The sequence below is a fragment of the Pseudomonas sp. NFR09 genome, assembly GCF_900111535.1.
GTDB lineage: Bacteria > Pseudomonadota > Gammaproteobacteria > Pseudomonadales > Pseudomonadaceae > Aquipseudomonas > Aquipseudomonas extremorientalis.
In genome coordinates this window covers 164,036-183,026 of the sequence record NZ_FOIH01000012.1, presented here as the reverse complement: position 1 = coordinate 183,026, position 18,991 = coordinate 164,036, and the positions used below count along the sequence as shown (strand labels likewise).

Annotated in this window: 16 protein-coding genes; 12 read left to right on the top strand and 4 right to left on the bottom strand. The window is 63.0% G+C overall.

All coding sequences use genetic code 11. The features are described from left to right. Window positions 1-38 precede the first annotated feature (38 nt). Entirely contained in the window at window positions 39-2,801 is a 2,763-nt protein-coding gene (locus BMX59_RS24830) for an ATP-binding protein (protein ID WP_092245641.1), read from the top strand. Here the strand turns inward: BMX59_RS24830 and BMX59_RS24825 are convergent. Both BMX59_RS24825 and BMX59_RS24820 read right to left on the bottom strand, forming a co-directional pair. After that, window positions 2,748-4,217 carry an ATP-binding protein gene (locus BMX59_RS24825; RefSeq protein WP_093126878.1) on the bottom strand — a complete coding sequence of 490 codons (1,470 nt, stop codon included), beginning with the start codon at window positions 4,215-4,217 and terminating at the stop codon, window positions 2,748-2,750. The two genes, BMX59_RS24830 and BMX59_RS24825, sit on opposite strands and share 54 nt — an antisense overlap. A gap of 149 nt (window positions 4,218-4,366) precedes the next feature. Continuing rightward, window positions 4,367-5,317, bottom strand: coding sequence for a GlxA family transcriptional regulator (locus tag BMX59_RS24820; RefSeq protein WP_092245647.1), 951 nt, complete (start codon window positions 5,315-5,317; stop codon window positions 4,367-4,369). Between the two features lie 180 nt (window positions 5,318-5,497). On the opposite strand from BMX59_RS24820, the gene BMX59_RS24815 reads away from it, so the two are divergent. The 3 genes from BMX59_RS24815 (at window position 5,498) to BMX59_RS24805 (ending at window position 8,171) form a co-directional block, all read left to right on the top strand. Next, window positions 5,498-6,220: a pirin family protein gene (locus BMX59_RS24815; RefSeq protein WP_093126875.1), complete on the top strand. Its 723-nt coding sequence runs from the start codon at window positions 5,498-5,500 to the stop codon at window positions 6,218-6,220. Window positions 6,221-6,366: 146 nt separating this feature from the next. Continuing rightward, window positions 6,367-6,714, top strand: coding sequence for a hypothetical protein (locus tag BMX59_RS24810; protein ID WP_093126872.1), 348 nt, complete (start codon window positions 6,367-6,369; stop codon window positions 6,712-6,714). 374 nt (window positions 6,715-7,088) lie between these two features. Further along, entirely contained in the window at window positions 7,089-8,171 is a 1,083-nt protein-coding gene (locus BMX59_RS24805) for an LLM class flavin-dependent oxidoreductase (protein ID WP_092245654.1), read from the top strand. Window positions 8,172-8,224: 53 nt separating this feature from the next. Here BMX59_RS24805 and BMX59_RS24800 read toward each other — a convergent pair whose 3' ends face one another. Both BMX59_RS24800 and BMX59_RS24795 read right to left on the bottom strand, forming a co-directional pair. Continuing rightward, on the bottom strand, window positions 8,225-9,022 hold the full coding sequence (locus tag BMX59_RS24800) for a class II aldolase/adducin family protein (RefSeq protein WP_093126868.1): 798 nt from the start codon (window positions 9,020-9,022) through the stop codon (window positions 8,225-8,227). A 107-nt stretch (window positions 9,023-9,129) separates the two neighbouring features. Then, window positions 9,130-10,035 carry a LysR family transcriptional regulator gene (locus tag BMX59_RS24795; RefSeq protein ID WP_071490094.1) on the bottom strand — a complete coding sequence of 302 codons (906 nt, stop codon included), beginning with the start codon at window positions 10,033-10,035 and terminating at the stop codon, window positions 9,130-9,132. 217 nt (window positions 10,036-10,252) lie between these two features. Here BMX59_RS24795 and BMX59_RS24790 point away from each other — a divergent pair, with 217 nt between their 5' ends. The 8 genes from BMX59_RS24790 (at window position 10,253) to BMX59_RS24755 (ending at window position 18,990) form a co-directional block, all read left to right on the top strand. Next, complete coding sequence (locus BMX59_RS24790; RefSeq protein ID WP_071490095.1) at window positions 10,253-10,864, top strand: cysteine dioxygenase family protein; 612 nt, start codon at window positions 10,253-10,255, stop codon at window positions 10,862-10,864. Then, the gene (locus BMX59_RS24785) at window positions 10,861-12,444 is read left to right on the top strand and encodes a rhodanese homology domain-containing protein (protein WP_093126864.1); all 1,584 of its coding nucleotides are present in this window, start codon (window positions 10,861-10,863) and stop codon (window positions 12,442-12,444) included. The genes BMX59_RS24790 and BMX59_RS24785 overlap by 4 nt, the downstream gene beginning before the upstream one ends. Before the next feature lie 161 nt (window positions 12,445-12,605). Continuing rightward, window positions 12,606-13,655, top strand: a complete 1,050-nt coding sequence (locus BMX59_RS24780) for a hypothetical protein (protein ID WP_093126860.1) — start codon at window positions 12,606-12,608, stop codon at window positions 13,653-13,655. A gap of 9 nt (window positions 13,656-13,664) precedes the next feature. Beyond that, complete coding sequence (locus BMX59_RS24775; protein ID WP_092245668.1) at window positions 13,665-14,390, top strand: hypothetical protein; 726 nt, start codon at window positions 13,665-13,667, stop codon at window positions 14,388-14,390. 150 nt (window positions 14,391-14,540) lie between these two features. Then, a complete protein-coding gene (locus BMX59_RS24770) occupies window positions 14,541-15,515 on the top strand; it encodes an ABC transporter substrate-binding protein (protein ID WP_093126857.1) in 975 nt (324 codons plus the stop codon). Window positions 15,516-15,527: 12 nt separating this feature from the next. Next, window positions 15,528-16,877: an LLM class flavin-dependent oxidoreductase gene (locus tag BMX59_RS24765; protein WP_093126854.1), complete on the top strand. Its 1,350-nt coding sequence runs from the start codon at window positions 15,528-15,530 to the stop codon at window positions 16,875-16,877. Further along, window positions 16,874-18,052 (top strand): acyl-CoA dehydrogenase family protein, encoded by a 1,179-nt coding sequence (locus tag BMX59_RS24760; RefSeq protein WP_093126850.1) that lies wholly within the window; start codon window positions 16,874-16,876, stop codon window positions 18,050-18,052. Before BMX59_RS24765 ends, BMX59_RS24760 begins: the two co-directional genes overlap by 4 nt. After that, window positions 18,049-18,990: a D-isomer specific 2-hydroxyacid dehydrogenase family protein gene (locus BMX59_RS24755; RefSeq protein ID WP_071490100.1), complete on the top strand. Its 942-nt coding sequence runs from the start codon at window positions 18,049-18,051 to the stop codon at window positions 18,988-18,990. The genes BMX59_RS24760 and BMX59_RS24755 overlap by 4 nt, the downstream gene beginning before the upstream one ends. Window position 18,991: the final 1 nt, after the last annotated feature.

The window sequence follows — 18,991 nt, the reverse complement described above, 5'->3', positions numbered from 1 at the left end:
TATGCTGGCCGCTCATCCCGTTCCGAGCATGGCCACCCATGAACGACCTCAGCGACCAGGCCGTGCATTTCGGCCCCTACCGCATCCACCCGCGCCAGCGCCTGGTGCTGGAGGCCGGTCGACCGTTGCGGCTGGGCCGACGTGCGGTGGATATCCTGCTGATCCTGCTGGAACAGGCCGGCAATGTGGTGAGCAAGCAGGAACTGATCGCCCGCGTCTGGCCCAGGAGCGTGGTGGAAGACGGCAACCTGCGGGTGCACATGGCGGCGTTGCGCAAGGCATTGGGCGATGGCCAGGCCGGGCAGCGCTATATCGTGACCGTAGCCCAGCGGGGCTACAGTTTTGTTGCGCCACTGAGCATCGAGCCGATGACCCTGCCAACCGAAGGTGCCCCCCAACGCCCGTGCCACAATTTGCCGCTGCGCCGTACGCGCATGCTCGGTCGCCAGGCCCTGATCGACAGCCTGGTGCAGCAACTGCCCGAGCAACGCTTTATCACCCTGACCGGCGCCGGCGGCATCGGCAAGACCACGGTGGCCCTGCGGGTGGCGGAATTGCTGATCGGGCACTACCGCGACGGCATCCGCTTGCTGGACCTGGCGCCACTGAGCGCGCCATCGATGATCCTGCCCAACCTCGCCGCCCTGCTCGACCTTACCCACGCTGAGCACGAAGCCCTGCCCACGTTTGCGCGGCGCTTGCAGGAGCACCAGTTGTTGCTGGTGATCGATAATTGCGAACACGTGCTCGACGACATCGCCCTGATCAGTGAAACCCTGCTGCGCCACGCGCCCCGGTTGCACATCCTGGCCACCAGCCGCGAGGCATTGCGCGCCGAGGGCGAACACGTGCAGCGCCTGGAGCCCCTGGCCTGCCCGCCCGCCACCGGCAACCGCGCCCAGGCGCTGGGCTACCCGGCCCTGCAATTGTTGATCGAGCGGGCCATGTCCCATCAGGACAGCTTTGAACTGAGCGAGGCCGAGCTGCCGCTGGCGATTGATATCTGCCAGCGCCTGGACGGTATTCCCCTGGCCATCGAACTCGTGGCGGCGCAGATCGAACGCTTCGGCCTGCCCGGACTGCTGGTGCAAATGGAAGACAACTTTCGCCTGCTCACCCGAGGCCGGCGCAGCGCCCTGCCCCGTCATCAAACCCTGCGCGCCACCCTGGACTGGAGCTTTGCGCTACTGACCGCCTGCGAACAGATCTGCCTGCGTCGCCTGGCGGTATTTCGCGGTGGGTTCAGCCTGGCCAGCGCAGCGGCGGTGATTGCCGGGGAGCAGATTGCACCACACGAAGTGCTGGGTTCGATCACCCAGTTGGTCGCCAAGTCCTTGCTCAATGTGGAAGCCGGCGATGACGAGATGGTCTACCGCCTGCTGGACATCACCCGCACCTATGCCCTGGAAAAACTCAGCGTCGCCCAGGAACTCCACGCTACCCGCCAGCGCCACGCCGAGCGCTGCCTGGCGCTGATGAACCAGGCCCAGGACGATTGGGAGCTGATCGCAACCCAGACCTGGATCGACCGTTATGCGCCGCTGCGCGAAGACATCCGCGCCGCCCTCGACTGGGGCCTGGGCGACCAGGGTGCGCACTTGCTGGGCATTCGCCTGACGGTGAGTGCGATGCCGTTGTGGCAGGAGCTGTCGCTGCTGCGCGAACATGGCTTGTATGTGGGCAAGGCCCTGGCGCGACTGAGGCAATCGAATGCGCCGAGCCAGCGCTTGAACATGGCCTTGCAGCTGGCGCTGGGCAGTTTTTCCTATCACACCCAGGGCGGCACGCCGCAGACCATTGCAGCATTCAGTTGCGCGCGTCGCCTGGCGGAAGCCGGCAAGGACCTGGCCGGCCAGTTACGTGCGGTATCGGGGCACATGGCGGTAAACCTGTGCTGCGGCAACTACCGGGAGGCCTTGGCGCAGAGCCTGCACTTCGACCAGCTCGGCCCCCGTGCCGAGCCTTTGCTGTCCCTCAGTGCCCAGCGCCTGCGGGTGTTGGCGCAGCACTTCGCCGGTCACCAGGCCCTCGCGCAGCACAATGCCGAGCAAGTGATCCAGCGCATGGCCCAGAGCGGCCATCTCAACCGCTTTACCCATGGCTTTGGCGTGCAGTACGACCAGAGCGTCGCCTCGCTGACCATCCTTGCACGCATCCTGTGGCTGCGCGGTTATCCGGAGCGTGCGTGGCGTACGGCGAGCCAGGCGCTGGCGCTGGCCTTGCAAATCAATCACGGTACGTCGATCTGCTACACCCTGGCATTGGCCGGGGTGGTCATCGCTCGCTACAACGGCGACAGCGCCATGGCCCACGAACACCAGGATCAACTGCTGCAGCAGGCGCAAAAGCACTCGGTGCAGTTGTTTCACACCTGGGCGCGTTGTTATGAGGGCACGCTACCCATCGCGGATGTGCAGGGGTTGGGCCTGGTCGAGGATATCCTGGTGACCTTCAATGCAATCGAGGTCAGTGACGCGGCCTTCGAGCGCGCCAGAAGTGGCGCAGCCGGCTGGTGCACCCCGGAAATCCTGCGAGTGCGCGCCGAAAGCCTGGCCGACAGCCGTGCGGCAGAAGCCCTGTTGCTGGAAGCCCTGGGCCTGGCGCACCAGCAAGGCGCGCTGGCCTGGGAATTACGCAGTGCAACCTCGTTGGCAAGCCTGTGGCAGACGCAAGGCCGCGTACAGGCGGCGCGCGATTTGCTGGGTTCGATCTACGCCCGCTTCACCGAAGGCTTTGCCACCCAGGACCTAGTCCGCGTACGCAGCCTGCTCGACCAGTTGCAGGACAAACGGCCGGCCTGAAAACCGCCCTAGGTAATGCCCGTAGCCCTGTTGCAAACGCGCCACCTGCAACGGGTCGCGCAGTTGCGCCAGGGCGTAGCTGCGCATGCAATTGAGCAGGCGGTAACGCGGGCTGCCTGGGCCCGGCTCTCGGGTCAGCAGCGACGTACCCACCAAGCGCCCCAGCAGGTAGGACAGGTCGGCGTGTTCCAACTCGGTCCCGGCGACCAGTTCACTCAAGGTGGGCAAGGTCACGGCCATCTTGAATAAACCCAATTGCAGGAATAGCCAGCGCTCCGGCAGGCTCAGGCGCTGGTAGGTCCAGTCCAGGGCCGCCGTCAGGGATTGGTGGCGTTCCACCGCGGTGCGCCGGCCTCGGGTCAGCACCTGCAAGCCCGCGCGCAACTGCTGCTGCAAACCGCGCACACCGAGTGCATCCACTTGGGCGGCGGCCAACTCCAAGGCCAGTGGGATACCGTCCAGACGCCGACAGATGTCTCGCAGCGGCGCCAGGTCATGGAGGCGCAGCGCGAACCCTTGCTGGCTGGCACGCACCCGCGCAACAAATAACTGCACCGCCGGGTAAGCCATCGCCTGTTCGATACTGCCCATGGCCGCCGGCGCCGGGATCGCCAGCCTCGGCACACGCTGTACCCATTCACCGGGGACTTGCAGGCTTTCACGGCTGGTCACCAGCACGCTGACCTGAGGCGCGGTTTCGCGCAGCACACGCACCAGATGCCGGCAGGCGCCGAGCAGCAGGTCTGCGCCGTCGAGCACCAGCAACAGTTGGCGCGAGGCCAATTGACGGCACAGCTCGCTGGCGTGGGCGCAGGGTTCCAGGTGCAGCGCGGCAGCCAGGTCGCGCAGCATGGTCATCGGTGCTTCCACCGTGGCGAGGTCAACCCACCACACGCCGTCCCGGTAGCGCGGCAACACGCGCTGTGCCAATGCCAGGGCCAGGGTGCTTTTGCCGACACCGGCGCACCCGGTGAGGGTCATCAGGTGTTGCCCGGACAGACGCCGAACCAGCACGCCCAACACCTCGTCACGGCCCACCACCGCACTGAGCCGCGCCGTCAGGTTGTGCCGAGGCAGCGCGGCGGGCAGCGCGCCCTGCAGCGGGGCTGCGAAACAGTAGCCGCGCAGAGGGTCATTAAGAATGAACTGCTGCCCATCGAGCACGCGACGCAGTGCGGCGATGTGCACCCTCAGGTTGTTTTCTTCCACCACGCTGTTCGGCCAGACCCGCTCGATCAGGGTGGCTTTGCTGATGAACTGCCCGGGCGCCTCGAGCAGCGCCGTGAGGATATCCAGCGCCCGCCCGCCCACAGGCACCGGCCAACCCGATTTGCTGACCAGCCGCTGCTGCCGGTGAAACACATAGGCACCGAAGCGTACCGTGCCATCAGCGTCAATCGCCTGAGGATTGTTCATGTGTGCAATAGCGCTGAAACGCCCGGCCCTGGGCGTTTGCGCATCCTTTTCCGTGGGCTTGACGCTATCTTGCCAGCTACCCGTGACAGGACAATGCTGGCACAGGGAGCGATACGGACATTCGGGTGCGCGAGACGGACATTCTGTCGTTAACTGAACTGCTGTCGGTATTGGGTCGGGTTGAGGCCCAGTTTTTCACTGAACAGAAAGCGCATATGCCGCACGCTGCCGAAGCCTGCGTGAAAAGCCACGGTCTTGAGCGGCAGGTCGGTGGTTTCCAGCAATTGCCGGGCGCGGTCGATGCGTGCACCTTGCAGGAAGACCATGGGCGTCATCTGCACTTCCTTGGCGAACAGCCGCGCAAAATGGCGGGCGCTCATGCCGGCCAACTCAGCCATGGACTCGATGGTGAACGGTTGGTCCAGATGCGCCAGCACATGGTTCTGTACCCGGGTAATCGTGGTTTCCTGCGGTGCCACCGCCGCCGTCATCGGGCTGAACTGCGCCTGGCCGCCCTGGCGCTTCATCACCACCAGCAACACCTTGGCCACGTCCACGGCGACTTGTTTGCCATGGTCCTGGGCCACCACCGACAGCGCCAGGTCGATGCCGGCCGTGACGCCGCCCGAAGTGATCAGGCGCCCGTCCTGCAGGTAGATGCGATCCGTTTCGACCATTGCCTGGGGAAACGCCTTGATCAGTCGCTCGGTGTAGTGCCAGTGCGTGGTCACGCGGTGACCGTCCAGCAGCCCGGCATGCCCCAGCACAAAGGCCCCGGTGCAGATCGAGCCGAAGCGCCGCGCCCGCGGAGCCGCGGCCCTCAGCCACGGCAGCAGCGCCGGATGACATTCGTTATAGGCACCGGGGCCGCCGGGTACCAGCAGCAGGTCGTAGGCATCCTGGGCCTGGTCCAGCAGCAGGTCAGTCTGCACGGCTACGCCATTGGAGGCGCGCAATGGACCGGGCTCGGTGCCGAGGGTGAGTATCTGGTAGTGCGCCGACGCCGGCAGGTAACGGTTGGCAATGGAAAACACCTCGAGCGGCCCTGCCATATCGAGCAGGAGAAAGTCCGGAAACAGCGCCATGGCCACGGTTTTCATAGCGGGAAAGGTCCATCGGGAAGGAGTACGGCAGGCATTATGACACGCTTGAAACTGTCAACTTTAAAGCGACAGTAATTCAGTTTTCATCTTCTTAATGAATATTCCAGTAACCATTAACCTTCTTCTCAACGCAAGAGCCCTGCATCCCGCAGCCCGCTCTCACTTGAGGACAAGGCCATGCTGACCCTTCGCAAAGCTTCCGAACGCGGCGCCGCCAATCACGGTTGGTTGAAGTCGTTCCACACCTTCTCATTCGCCAACTACTGGAACCCGCAAGAACAGGGGTTTTCCGACCTGCTGGTGATCAACGATGACCGTGTCGCCGCCGGCAAAGGTTTCGGCCAGCACCCACACCGCGATATGGAGATCTTCTCTTATGTGCTCGAAGGCGCCTTGGAACACAAGGACACCCTGGGCACGGGCTCGGTGATCCGCCCCGGCGATGTGCAACTGATGAGCGCCGGCAGCGGCGTGGCCCACAGCGAGTTCAACCACAGCCAGACCCGTGGCGTGCACTTCCTGCAAATCTGGATCGTGCCTGCCGTGGCCGGTGCCGAACCGCGCTACCAGCAGGAACACTTCAGCGAGGCCCAGAAGCGTGGGCGCCTGCAGTTGATCATCTCGCCGGACGGTGCCGATGGCTCCCTCAGCGTGCGCCAGGACGCACGGGTGTATGCCGGGCTGTTCAACGGTGATGAAACCGCGACCCTGGACCTGCCGCCCGATCGCCATGTGTACCTCCATGTGGCCCGGGGCAGCGTTGAAATCAACGGCCAGCGCTTGCGCGAAGGCGACGGCGCCCGGGTGCGGGATGAGCGGCAGATCCGCTTGAGCCACGGTGAAGATGCCGAGGTGCTGGTGTTCGACCTGCGCCCGCAGGAACTGCCGCAGATGCCATGACCGGCCCCGCGATGGCTCGCAAAAACGAGCCATCGCTGGCGTCGATAGTCACCATCAGCCCAATGAAGTTCTCTTGAAAAATGCAACGCGTAACATCAACCCCATACCAGGCAACACCCCAACCAACACACTCGGAGCACACTCTCATGAAACGCCAAATCTTGCTTAGCCTCGCTTTCTCGGTACTCGCTGCCAATGCTTTTGCCCACCCGGTCGTGGCTGAAGGCGGTTCGGATCGCCTGATTGAAAGCCGCGTCGCCGAGGGTGGTGCCGACCGCCTGCAAGGCAACCGTGTTGCCGAAGGTGGTTCGGATCGCCTGCTGGAACGCCGTGTCGCGGAAGGTGGTGCTGACCGTCTGCAAGGTAACCGCGTAGCCGAGGGTGGCGCTGACCGCTTGCAGGAACGTGGCCTGGCCGAAGGCGGTGCTGATCGCCTGCAGGAACGTGGCCTGGCCGAAGGCGGTGCTGATCGTCTGCAAGGCAACAACGCATAATCCCGCGCTGTTTGCGGGAACCCCAAACCGGCCTGATCAGCCGGTTTTTTTTCGTCTGCGGGCGCTTGATGGACCTGATCGGCGCGACCACCGAATAGGCGACACCGACCCGTTAAGATCCAGGCCTTCAGTGCCGAGGACAATACAACGTTATCCAAGGTCAGCCTTGGCGCATGCAAAACCGGTGGATAATTCGCCCGGACATTAAAAATGCAATTAATTGATATCTAATCATTTTGATAATTCCACACTTTAATAATTAGGTTAGAACCAATCGGCATTTTACAGACCCCGCCCCTGCCCCTACTTTGGACGCGAATAACCGACCCCCTGCCCGGTGGAGGTGGTAATCACACCCAAGACAAGGACAGACCATGAGCATCGAATTCATCGGCTACATTGGCGGCCATCACGCTTCCGAGATCCATCCGCGCAGCGGCCCTACCCTGCAACCCGACTATGTCGAGAGCGTGGCCCGCGCCCACGAAGAGGCCGGTTTCGACCGTGCCCTGGTGGCCTTCCACTCCAACAGCCCGGACAGCACGCTGATCGCATCCCACGCCGCCAGCGTGACCACCAGGCTGCAATTTCTCATCGCCCATCGCCCCGGTTTCGCCCAGCCCACACTGGCCGCGCGCCAATTCACCACCCTTGATGTATTCAACGGCGGGCGTACGGCGGTGCACATCATCACCGGCGGTGACGACCGCGAACTGCGCGCCGATGGCAGCCATATCGGCAAGGACGAACGCTACGCCCGCACCGACGAATACCTGAGCGTGGTACGCCAGGAATGGACCAGCGAACAGCCCTTCGACTTCAAGGGCACCTACTATCAGGTCGAAGGTGCGCACTCCACGGTGAAGTCGCCGCAGCAGCCGCATATCCCGCTGTATTTCGGCGGCTCGTCCAAAGCCGCAATCGAGGTGGCGGGCAAGCATGCCGACGTGTATGCGCTGTGGGGCGAAACCTACGAGCAGGTGCGCGAGATCGTGACCCAGGTACGCGCCGAAGCAGCCAGGCATGGGCGTACGATCCGTTTCAGCTTGTCGTTGCGGCCGATCCTCGCCGAGACCGAAGAGCTGGCGTGGGCCCGGGCCGAGCGCATCCTGCAGCAGGCGACCGAGCTGGCCGAGAAAAACGGCTTTGTGCGGCGTGAACCGCCCAACGAAGGCTCGCGCCGCCTGCTCGCCGCGGCGGCTCAAGGTGCCCGGCTGGATAAGCGCTTGTGGACCGGGATTGCCGGGTTGCTCGGTGCACAGGGCAATTCCACCTCGCTGGTGGGCACCGCTGAGCAGGTCGCGGAAGCCTTGGTGGATTACTACGACCTGGGGATCACCACGTTCCTGATTCGCGGGTTCGACCCGCTCAATGATGCGATCGATTACGGCAAGCGCCTGATCCCCCTCACCCGCCAATTGATCGCAGAACGCGAACAGGCACAACAAGTAGCCTGAGAAAAACACAAAAACCAATGTGGGAGGGGGGCTTGCCCTCTCCCACATCAAGATCAGTTTTTGTAGTCGGTATCACTGCGTTCCAACTGCCGGATCAGTGCATTCCAATGCCGCGCCACGCCCGGACCTTCGCCGCTGGCGTGCGCCTTGGCCTGTTGCTCGACTTTGCCCACCACTTCCTGCGGTGGGAAGATCAATTGCGCATTCCCCGCTGCCTGGGCTGCAATCTGGATATTGCAGGCCCGCTCCAGTTGCTGCAGTTGCTGAAACGCATGCTCTACGCTGACGCCCGCGGTCAACAACCCATGATTGCGCAGGATCATCACACTTTTGTCGCCCAGGTCGGCGACCAACCGCTCGCGCTCGTCAAGGTCGAGGGCAATCCCTTCATAACCGTGATAGGCCACGCGCCCGGAAAAACCGATGGAGTGCTGGGAGATCGGCAGCAAGCCGTCTTTTTGCGCCGATACCGCAATGCCGTCGCGGGTGTGGGTGTGCAGCACGGCTTTCAGGTCGTGACGCGCGCCATGGATGGCGCTGTGGATCACATAGCCGGCGTAGTTGATGCCCAGGCCCGTCGGGTCATCCACGATAGTGCCGTCGAGGTCGACCTTGACCAGGTTGGACGCACTGATTTCATCGAACAGCAGCCCAAAGGCATTGATCAGGAAATGCTCCTCCGGGCCCGGCACACGGGCGGAGAAGTGGGTATAGATATGGTCGGTCCACTTGTACAAGGCCGCCAGACGATAGGCGGCGGCCAGCTTGACGCGTACTTCCCATTCTTCTGGCGTGACGCGTTGTCGGACGGTGTTGCTGGAAACGCTGGAAATCGAGGTGACGCTGCTCATGGCAAAACTTCCTGGATGGCCTTAAGGACTTCCAGGCAAGCCTAGGGGATGCAAAAAAATAATAAAAAGCACATTTTAATCTAAGCTAATTATTATTTTTTTTCATATCATGCAGCCTCCTTGATCTTGTGCAACGAGGCAGCGACCAGCTTGCCAAACGCATCCACCGGCCCCTGCAGGTTGCCCAGGAAGTGCGGATAGATCAGCCATAGGTCCATCACCGGCTTGAAGTCCTTGAGCGGCATCACCGCCAGGTGTTCGCGATGGGCGCTGCGCTCCAGCAACGGTCGCGGCACCAACCCCAGGCCCAGGCCGTCCGCCACCAGGCCCAATTGCAGCTCGGTGCCGAAGGTTTCCAGGTTGACCCGCAACGCCAGGCCCTGGTCAGACAAGGTGCGCTGCAGACCGGCGCGGAAGCCGCAACCATCCGGGTTGAGAACCCAGCCGTTCTGGTACACATCCGCCAGCTTGCACGGTTTCTTCGGCAACTGCGCCTTGGCGCACACCACCACCAGTTCCATCTTGCCGATGGACTCGCCGACGATGTTGTCCGGGAAAATCTTGCCCGCCGGGAACAACGCCGCCGCCGCATCCAGCTCGCCGCGCTCGATCTTGCCCACCAGTTGGCTGCCCCACCCCGTAGCGACCTGGGCACGCAGGTCGGGGTATTCGGTGCGCAGGTGCTTGAGGGCATCCAGCAGCACCACGTCGCCGATGGTCTGCGGCACGCCCAGGCGCAACAGGCCAGTGGGGGGTGCATCGGTGGCTACCAATTCGCGCAGCGCGTCCATCTCGCGCAGGATCAACCGGCACTGCTCGTAGACGCGGGTGCCGATCAACGTGGGCTTGAGGGGCTTGGTGTTGCGGTCGAACAACTCCACCCCCAATGCCTGCTCGAAGTTCTGCACGCGACGGGTAATGGCCGGCTGGGTCAGTTGCAACGACTCGGCGGCGTGGCTGATGGACTGGCAACGAATCACTTCGACAAAGGCATCGATATCGTCAATTTTCATTTGGGCCGCACATAGAGAACAGTCATTAAGATGTGTGCGAAGCATAGTTGCAGGAAAGCCGCCTGGATAGCCCGCGCTGTGATCGATAACGTCTAACGCTATTCAGACCAGTTCTAAATTACCTTCAGCTATAAGCTAATCATTAAAAAATAGCATATTAACTATAAACATTATGCTTAGATAAACCCATCACCACCGACCACACGATGGAACTGTCATGACCCAGGCCCGACACCCCGAGAGACTCAGAGCCTTCATAGGCGCCCTGGCGGAATTGATCGACGGTAATCCACGCGAAGGCGACCTGCTGCACCGTGGCGGCAAGCTGCTGGCGCAACTGGTCAGCCATGACGACTGGCTTCCCGACGAATTCGCCCAACCCGATCCCGAGCGCTACCAGCAGTTCCTGCTGCATGCCGATTCACGCCAGCGTTTCAGTGTCGTCAGCTTTGTGTGGGGGCCGGGGCAAAGCACACCGATCCATGACCACCGGGTATGGGGCCTGATTGGCATGCTGCGCGGCTCAGAGTTTTCCCAAGGGTTTGAACGCGCCCCTGACGGCAGCCTGGTGGCTGAAGGCAAGCCGATACGGCTGGTGCCGGGCCAGGTTGAAGCGGTGTCGCCCAAGGTCGGCGACATCCACCAGGTGAGCAACGCCCATAGCGACCAGGTGTCCATCAGTATTCATGTGTACGGCGCCAATATCGGTGCGGTGCGCCGCGCGGTGTACCAGCCCGACGGCAGCGAGAAGCTGTTTATCTCCGGTTATTCCAACGCCTTTCTCCCGAATATCTGGGATTTGTCCAAAGAAAAGAGCCCTGCCCTATGACCACCCTCTCCACCCGCAGCTTTGCGCGGATTCGCCAAGCCCTGTTGGACCAAGAAGAAGTCGCCCTGATCGATGTGCGCGAAGAAGCGCCGTTCGCCGAATCCCATCCACTGTTTGCCGCGAACATCCCGCTGTCCAAGCTGGAACTGGAGGTGTATGCGCGCATTCCGCGGCGCGATACCCAGGTCACCGTGTATGACAATGGTGAAGGCCTGGCTGCCCGCGCTGCCGAACGCCTGGTTGCCTTGGGCTACACCCAGGTCAGCCTGCTTGAAGGAGGCCTGGACGGTTGGCGCAAGGCCGGTGGCGAGCTGTTCATCGACGTCAACGTACCGAGCAAGGCGTTCGGCGAACTGGTGGAAAGCGAACGCCATACGCCGTCCCTGGCCGCTGAAGAGGTGCAGGCGCTGCTCGACAGCCAGGCCGACGTCGTGGTGCTCGACGCCCGGCGTTTCGACGAATACCAGACCATGAGCATTCCCACCGGCATCAGCGTGCCGGGGGCCGAACTGGTGTTGCGCGCCCGCGAACTGGCGCCGGACCCGGCCACCCGCATCATTGTCAACTGCGCCGGGCGTACCCGCAGCATTATCGGCACCCAGTCGCTGATCAATGCCGGCGTGGCCAACCCGGTGTCGGCCCTGCGCAACGGCACCATCGGCTGGACCCTGGCCGGGCAGAAGCTTGCCCATGGCCAATCTCGACGTTTTGCGCCGACCAGCGAGGAGCATCGCCTGGCCGCCGCCATCGATGCACGCCGCGTGGCCGACAAGGCCCGCGTTGGCCGTACCACCCTGAGCGACCTGCGTACCTGGCAGCAGGACACCACACGCACCACCTACCTGTTCGATGTACGCACCCCGGAAGAATTCGAAGCCGGCCACCTGCCAGGCGCGCGCTCCACACCGGGCGGGCAACTGGTGCAGGAAACCGATCACGTTGCCAGCGTACGCGGTGCGCGGCTGGTGCTGGCGGATGACGACGGCGTACGCGCGAACATGTCTGCGTCCTGGCTGGCCCAACTGGGCTGGGAAGTGCATGTGCTGGATGACCTGCAAGCGGAGCACTTCAGCGAGCAAGGTGCCTGGGTCGCGCCGGTGCCGGCGCCGCCCCAGGCCGAACCGATCAGCCCCACTACCCTCGCCGACTGGCTGGCCCATGGCGACACGGCGGTACTGGATTTCACCGCCAGCGCCAACTACGTGAAGCGCCATATTCCCGGAGCCTGGTGGGTACTGCGTGCGCAACTGCCCCAGGCCCTGGCCAAGGTGCCCGCCGCCCAGCGCTACGTGCTGACCTGCGGCAGCAGCCAACTGGCGCGCCTGGCGGTGGCTGAAGTCGAAGCCCTTACCGGCAGGCCAGTGTTCCTGCTGCAGGACGGCACCGCCGGCTGGATCAATGCGCAACTGCCGCTGGAAGAAGGCGAAACCCACCTGGCCTCGCCGCGTATCGACCGCTACCGCCGCCCGTACGAAGGCACCGACAACCCCAGGGAAGCCATGCAGGCCTATCTTGACTGGGAATTCGGCCTGGTCGACCAGCTGGCACGCGACGGCACCCACGGTTTCTATGTGATCTGACCCGCCCACCGCGCAGCCTCGAGCGTGCAAGGTCACCCCGGCGACCAATGAGCACGCGATCCCTTGTGGCCGGGGCTGCCCCCCTCTCACACCTTTCCAAGTCCATCGGGAGATACTAGTGTAGGAAGCGAAACAGGATGATTGGCATGGAGCATTGATCAATGAACAGGTCAGAACAGGCAAAGCCCGCCGCCGCACACCTGCACTGCGCGGACACCCCAGCGCTCTTCAGCATCCAGAACAATGATCTCGGTATCAAACTACCTCTGCACCTGAAACAGATGGGTGCTCCCGAACATTGCGGTCACCGCTCGGGTTGGCGCCATGTCATGGATCATCTTCGCCAATGCCAACGACCTGCCGGCATGCTGCTGGATGACTTTGTCGAGCGCACCTTCCAACACCCAGGCTCCACGCAGGAGTGGCACGAACCCTGGATCGGAATTTTTCATCACCCACGCCACGTGCCCCACTGGTACGACCCCAGCGCCGTGCCATCGGTGATCTTTCAAAAAACCACCTTTCGCAACAGCCTCAAGCACCTGGCCGGCGCTGTGACGTTGAGTACCACCCTCGGCGATTGGCTGGCAAAGGAGCTGGTCGTTCCAGTGAAGGTACTCAAGCACCCCACTGAAATTCCCGACCAACAGTTTTCCATCAACCAATGGGAACAGCAGGCGACCAAGACCATCGTGCAAGTGGGCTGGTATTGCCGCAACAGCCGGGCGATTTATCAGCTGCGCGTACCGGATGACTACAAAAAGGTGCATCTACTGCAAGATCGCCCCTGGGTACACAACGCCCTGCAACGAATCGACAACCTGTCACCGACCCGACACCGCCCGCTGATCGGTGATGTCCAGGTGATCGAGCCGCTCGACAATCCGTCCTACGATAGCTTGCTCGCCCACAACCTGGTGTTCTGTGAATACCTGGATGTTTCCGCCAGCAACACCGTCATTGAAGCCATCGCGCGCAATACTCCTATCGTAGTCAACCGACATCCCGCTCTCGAAGAATACCTCGGCATCGACTATCCGCTCTTCTACGAGCACCTCGATGAAGTGGCCGCCCTTCTCACACAACCGGGATTGATTCGCAGCGCCTACCATTACCTCGGTGCGCTGGATAAAAGCTGGTTATCTGCCGAGACCTTCACCCGGCAGCTGATGACTTTCGTTAACCAGATCGGCACTGGAACGACAAAATGAGGGCCGCTTATGGCTACCGGGTCGAATCCGTTTTCTGTCCTGGGTGAGCGCGTACCCGCCGACGTTGTCCAGGCGCTGCGCCAAGAGATCGTCGAGCACTATTCCCTTGGCGCAACGCCTGCCCAACGACGGGAAGTCGCCTACACCACAGCCTGTCGCGAGCTGGTGGACATCAGCAGTCAAGCTTGGCGGCGCGGCTTGCACGACACAACCCCACTCAATCGATTACAGCATCTGGTACAGGAACGACTACGACCGGTGCTTCCCCATCTCGATGAACAGCGCTCGTTTGGCCGCCCGCAAATCGCCGTGCGCGAACCCGCAGGGCTGGCTACCTCACCTCATCTGGACGGACTTGAACAGGGCGCGTTGACGCAACACCCAGACCTGCCGACCGCGATCATAGGGGTCTACCTGGACGATGTGCTGATCCCGGACGACGCAGCACTGACTATCTGGCCCAGACAGGCGGACCAGGTCGCTCAGCTCCTGGCAAGCGGTACTGAGGGCTGCGCATTGTCAGCACACCTTGTCGCCATTAGCGATGCCTGCCTCGTGGGCGATCCGCATGCTCAAAATGTGCTTGGGCCATGCGGGTACATCTTTCTCCTCCTCGGGACCGTTCCCCACTGCAGCCTCAAGCGCATCACCGCAGGCCTGCGAATTGCCGTTTATTTTCGAGTGTATGCCACCCGAAAATCCGAATATAAAATGCATGCTAAAAATAATAAATAATAAACTTCATCAGCTTTTTCAATAATTACGATATAACCAAAAAGAACTTCACATCAGTTTTTTATAGGAATAGTGTTAAATCACTCACCGACCCCTTCTCCAGGCGGAGGTAATCGAACCCTGACTTGATCTGCCTGGAGCCTGCATCCCATGGTCATTACCCTCCCTTTCAAACGCCTGCTCCTGGGCACCGCCCTCGCCCTTGGCCTGATCGGCAGCGCCGCTGCCGCCGACCTGCAACCGCTGCGGGTGGCCAACCAGAAATCGACGATCAAGGCGCTGCTGGAAGCCTCAGGCGAAACCCGGAACGTGCCTTACACAATCCAGTGGTCGGAATTCCCGTCTGCCTCACCGTTGGGCGAAGCACTCAACGCCGGTGCCGTGGACATCGGCGCCCTCGGTGATGCGCCGTACGTGTTCGCCCTCGGTGCCGGTGCGTCTCTCAAGGTGGTCAGCATCATCCACTCCGAAGGGCGCAACACCACCGCCCTGGTCGTGCCCAAGGACTCACCGATCAAGACCGTTGCCGACCTCAAGGGCAAGAAGATCGTCACCGGGCGCGGTTCCATCGGCCATTACCTGGCGATCAAGGCCCTGGCCACCGCCGGCCTGACCACCCGGGACGTGCAGTTCATTTTCCTGCTGCCCAGCGAATCACGCCTGGTGCTGGATAACGGCACCGCCGACGCCTGGGCCACCTGGGACCCATACACCACCGTAGTGACCTCGCAAAGCCAGGCACGCGTGCTGGTCAGTGGCAATAAACTGCTGAGCAACCACCTGTACCTTGCCGCCACCAGCCAGGCCATCGCCGACAAGCGCCCGCAGCTCGACGACTTTGTCGCCCGCGTTGACCGCGCCTATGCCTGGGCCAACACCCACCCCGATGAATACGCCGCCGCCCAGGCCAGGATCACCGGCCTGCCGCTGGACGTGCACGTGACGGTAGCCAAGGACACCCGCCTGAACCCGGTCACGATCGACGACCCAGTGATCAGCGGCCTGCAAGCGACCGCCGACACCTATCAACAGGAAGGCCTGCTGCTCAAGCACATCGACGTGTCGCAGGGCTTCGACAAGAGCTTCAACGCCAAGCGTGTCCCCTTCAACCAAGCCTCGCGCTAAAAGGAGCAGCACATGAGCAAGCCACGTCATTTGAAACTGGGAGCCATGGTCCATGGCGTCGGTCACGGCTGGGGCGAATGGCGCCACCCGCAGGCCCAACCGAATGCCAGCACCAGCTTCGGCTTCTACAAGCAGCAGACTGAATTGGCCGAAGCCGCCAAGTTCGACTTCGTGTTCATCGCCGACAGCCTGCATATCCACGCCAAGTCCAGCCCGCATTACCTCAATCGCTTCGAACCACTGACGATCCTGTCGGCACTCGCCGCAATCACCACACATATCGGCCTCGTCGCCACGGTGACCGTCAGCTACACCGAGCCCTACCAGGTGGCGCGCCAGTTCGCGTCCCTGGACCATATCAGCGGCGGTCGCGCCGGTTGGAACGTGGTCACCTCGTGGCTCAGCGGCACCGCCGACAACTTCGGCAAGGCCGAGCATCCGCCCCACGCCGTGCGGTACCGCATCGCCAAGGAGCACCTGGATACCGTCAAGGGCCTGTGGGACTCCTGGGAAGACGATGCCTTCACCTACAACAAACAGTCCGGCGAATTTTTCGCCCCAGGCAAGCTGCATGCACTCAACCACAAGGGCGATTTCTTCTCGGTGAAAGGCCCGCTGAACATCGCGCGTTCGCGCCAGGGCCAGCCGGTGATTTTCCAGGCCGGCACCTCGGAAGACGGGCGCAACTTCGCGGCGCAGAACGCCGATGCGATCTTTGTGCACGTGGACAGCATCGAAGAAGGCCTGGCCTATTCCCAAGACCTGAAACGCCGCGCCAAGGGCTTTGGCCGCGATCCGCAAAGCCTGTCGATCCTGCCGGGCATCCGCCCGATTGTCGGCCGCGACGAGGCCGAAGTGGAAAGCCGCTACCAGCAGGCCGTGGAGCTGGTCACCGTGGAAGATGCCATCGTCGCCCTCGGCCGCCCGTTCAATGACCACGATTTCAGCCAATACCCGCTGGACGCGCCGTTCCCGGAACTGGGGGACCTGGGGTCCAACAGCCAGAAAGGCGGCTCCGACCGCATCAAGCAACTGGCCAGGGACGAAGGCCTGACCCTGCGCGAAGTGGCCCTGCGTTTCTCGCGGCCCAAACGTGATTTTGTCGGCACCCCGGAACAGGTCGCCGATGCGATCCAGACCTGGTTCGAGCGCGGTGCCAGTGACGGTTTCATCATCAACTCGGTGCTGCCGGATGGCTTGCAGTACTTCACCGAACTGGTGGCGCCGGTGTTGCAACAACGCGGCCTGCTGCGCAGCGAATACAACGGCCAGACCCTGCGCGACAACCTGGGCCTGGAGGTGCCGGTGAACCGCTACAGCGTCGCCGCCGAGGTTGAAGCGCAGCAAGAGGCGCTGGCATGAGCCAATCCTCGCAGCCCTCCTTGCGCTCCGTGGAAGTCGCCCACTTCGACGCCTTGCTCGAACGCCTCACCACCGAGCTGACCAGCACCGCCCATCTCTACGACGAGAGCGGCGCCTTCCCTCACGCCAACTTCAAGTTGCTGCACGAGCACGGCCTGCTCGCCCTCACCGTGCCCAAGACCCTGGGCGGCGGCGGGGCCAGCCTGTCCCAGGCACGCAAGGCGATCAGTGCGATTGCCAAGGGCGAGCCGTCCACTGCGCTGATCCTGGTGATGCAATACCTGCAACACACCCGCCTGCAAGACAGCAAGACCTGGCCCGCGCACCTGCGCAGGCAAGTGGCCGTAGACGCGGTGCGCAATGGCGCCTTGATCAACGCCCTGCGCGTCGAACCCGACCTCGGCACCCCGGCCCGTGGCGGGCTGCCGGCGACCACCGCCGTGCTCACCGCCGAGGGCTGGCGCATCAGCGGGCGCAAGATCTACTCCACCGGCAGCCACGGCCTGAGCTGGTTCAGCGTGTGGGCCCGCAGTGACGACGCCGACCCGCTGGTGGGCGCCTGGCTGGTGCCCAAGGCCAGCCCCGGCGTGAGCATCATCGACACCTGGGACCACCTGGGCATGCGCGCCACCTGTAGCCATGAAGTGGTGCTCGACAACGTGCTGGTGCCGCTGGACCACGCTGTCAGCGTCAGCCCCTGGAGTGCGCCGGCGCCAGAGTTGGACCCCGAGGGCTTCCTGTGGATGTCAGTGTTGTTGTCCTCGGTGTACGACGCCGTGGCCCAGGCCGCCCGGGACTGGCTGGTGAACTGGCTGGAGGAGCGCCAACCGTCCAACCTCGGTGCGGCGCTGTCGACCCTGCCACGCTTCCAGGAAACCGTTGGCCATATCGACACCCTGCTGTTTGCCAATCGCAGCCTGCTCGACGCTGCTGCCGAGGGCCACACCCCGGCCGCCAACGCCGCGCAATTGAAGTACCTGGTAACGAACAACGCGATCCGCGCCGTGGAGCTGGCCATCGAAGCCTCGGGCAACCCTGGCCTGTCGCGCCATAGCCCGCTGCAACGGCACTACCGCGACGTGTTGTGCAGCCGCGTGCATACCCCACAGAACGACGCGGTATTACAAGGTGTCGGCAAGGCCGCCTTCGCCCAACGCCACAAGGAGCGCACATGAGCCAGGTGATTATCGCCAGCCAGCTGGACGAGGATTACAACGAGGTGATCCGCCAGCGCCTGGCGTCGATCCATCCCGAAGCCCAGGTGATCGGGGTGCCCGTCGGGGTGCCCAGCGACCTGCCGCCCCAGGCGAATATCCTGCTGCTGCGCCCGATCAACGTGCGCGGCTACACCGCCCCGGACACTCCGCCACCCGGTTGGCCCTATGGCGCACAGTGGGTGCACCTGGTGTCGTCGGGCATCGACTTCTACCCGCAGTGGCTGTTCAACGGCCCTCCGGTGACGACATCGCGTGGCAGCGCCGCCGACAACCTGGCCGAATTCGCCCTGGCGGCGATCTTTGCCGCGTCCAAGCACCTGCCGGCCATCTGGGTCAAGGATGACCAGTGGCACTTCACCCCGCTGCGCCCGCTCAAGGGCACCACACTGGGCATCCTGGGGTTTGGAGCGATTGGCGAACGCCTGGCGCAGAAGGCCCTGGCCCTGGGCATCAGGGTGGTGGCGCTGCGTCAAAGCCCGGCGCCGTTCAGCGCAGGCGTGGAAGCCGCCAGGGACATCCACGACCTGTTCGCCAGAGCCGATCACCTGGTGGTGGCGGCGCCGCTGACCGAGGCCACGCGGCATATCATCAACCGCGACGTCCTCGCCAGCGCCAGGCCGGGGTTGCACCTGATCAACATCGCACGGGGTGGGTTGCTGGATCAGGAGGCGTTGCTGCAAGCGCTGGACAATGGGCAGGTTGGTTTGGCGTCGCTGGACGTGACCGAGCCGGAGCCATTGCCGCTGGGGCATCCGTTGTACACCCATCCGCGGGTAAGGCTGTCGCCGCACACCTCGGCGATTTCCACCCGCAGCAAGGAGGAAATCGCCGATACGTTCCTGGCGAACCTGGCGCGGTATGCTGCCAATGTTGAGCTGTACAACCGTGCCAATTGAT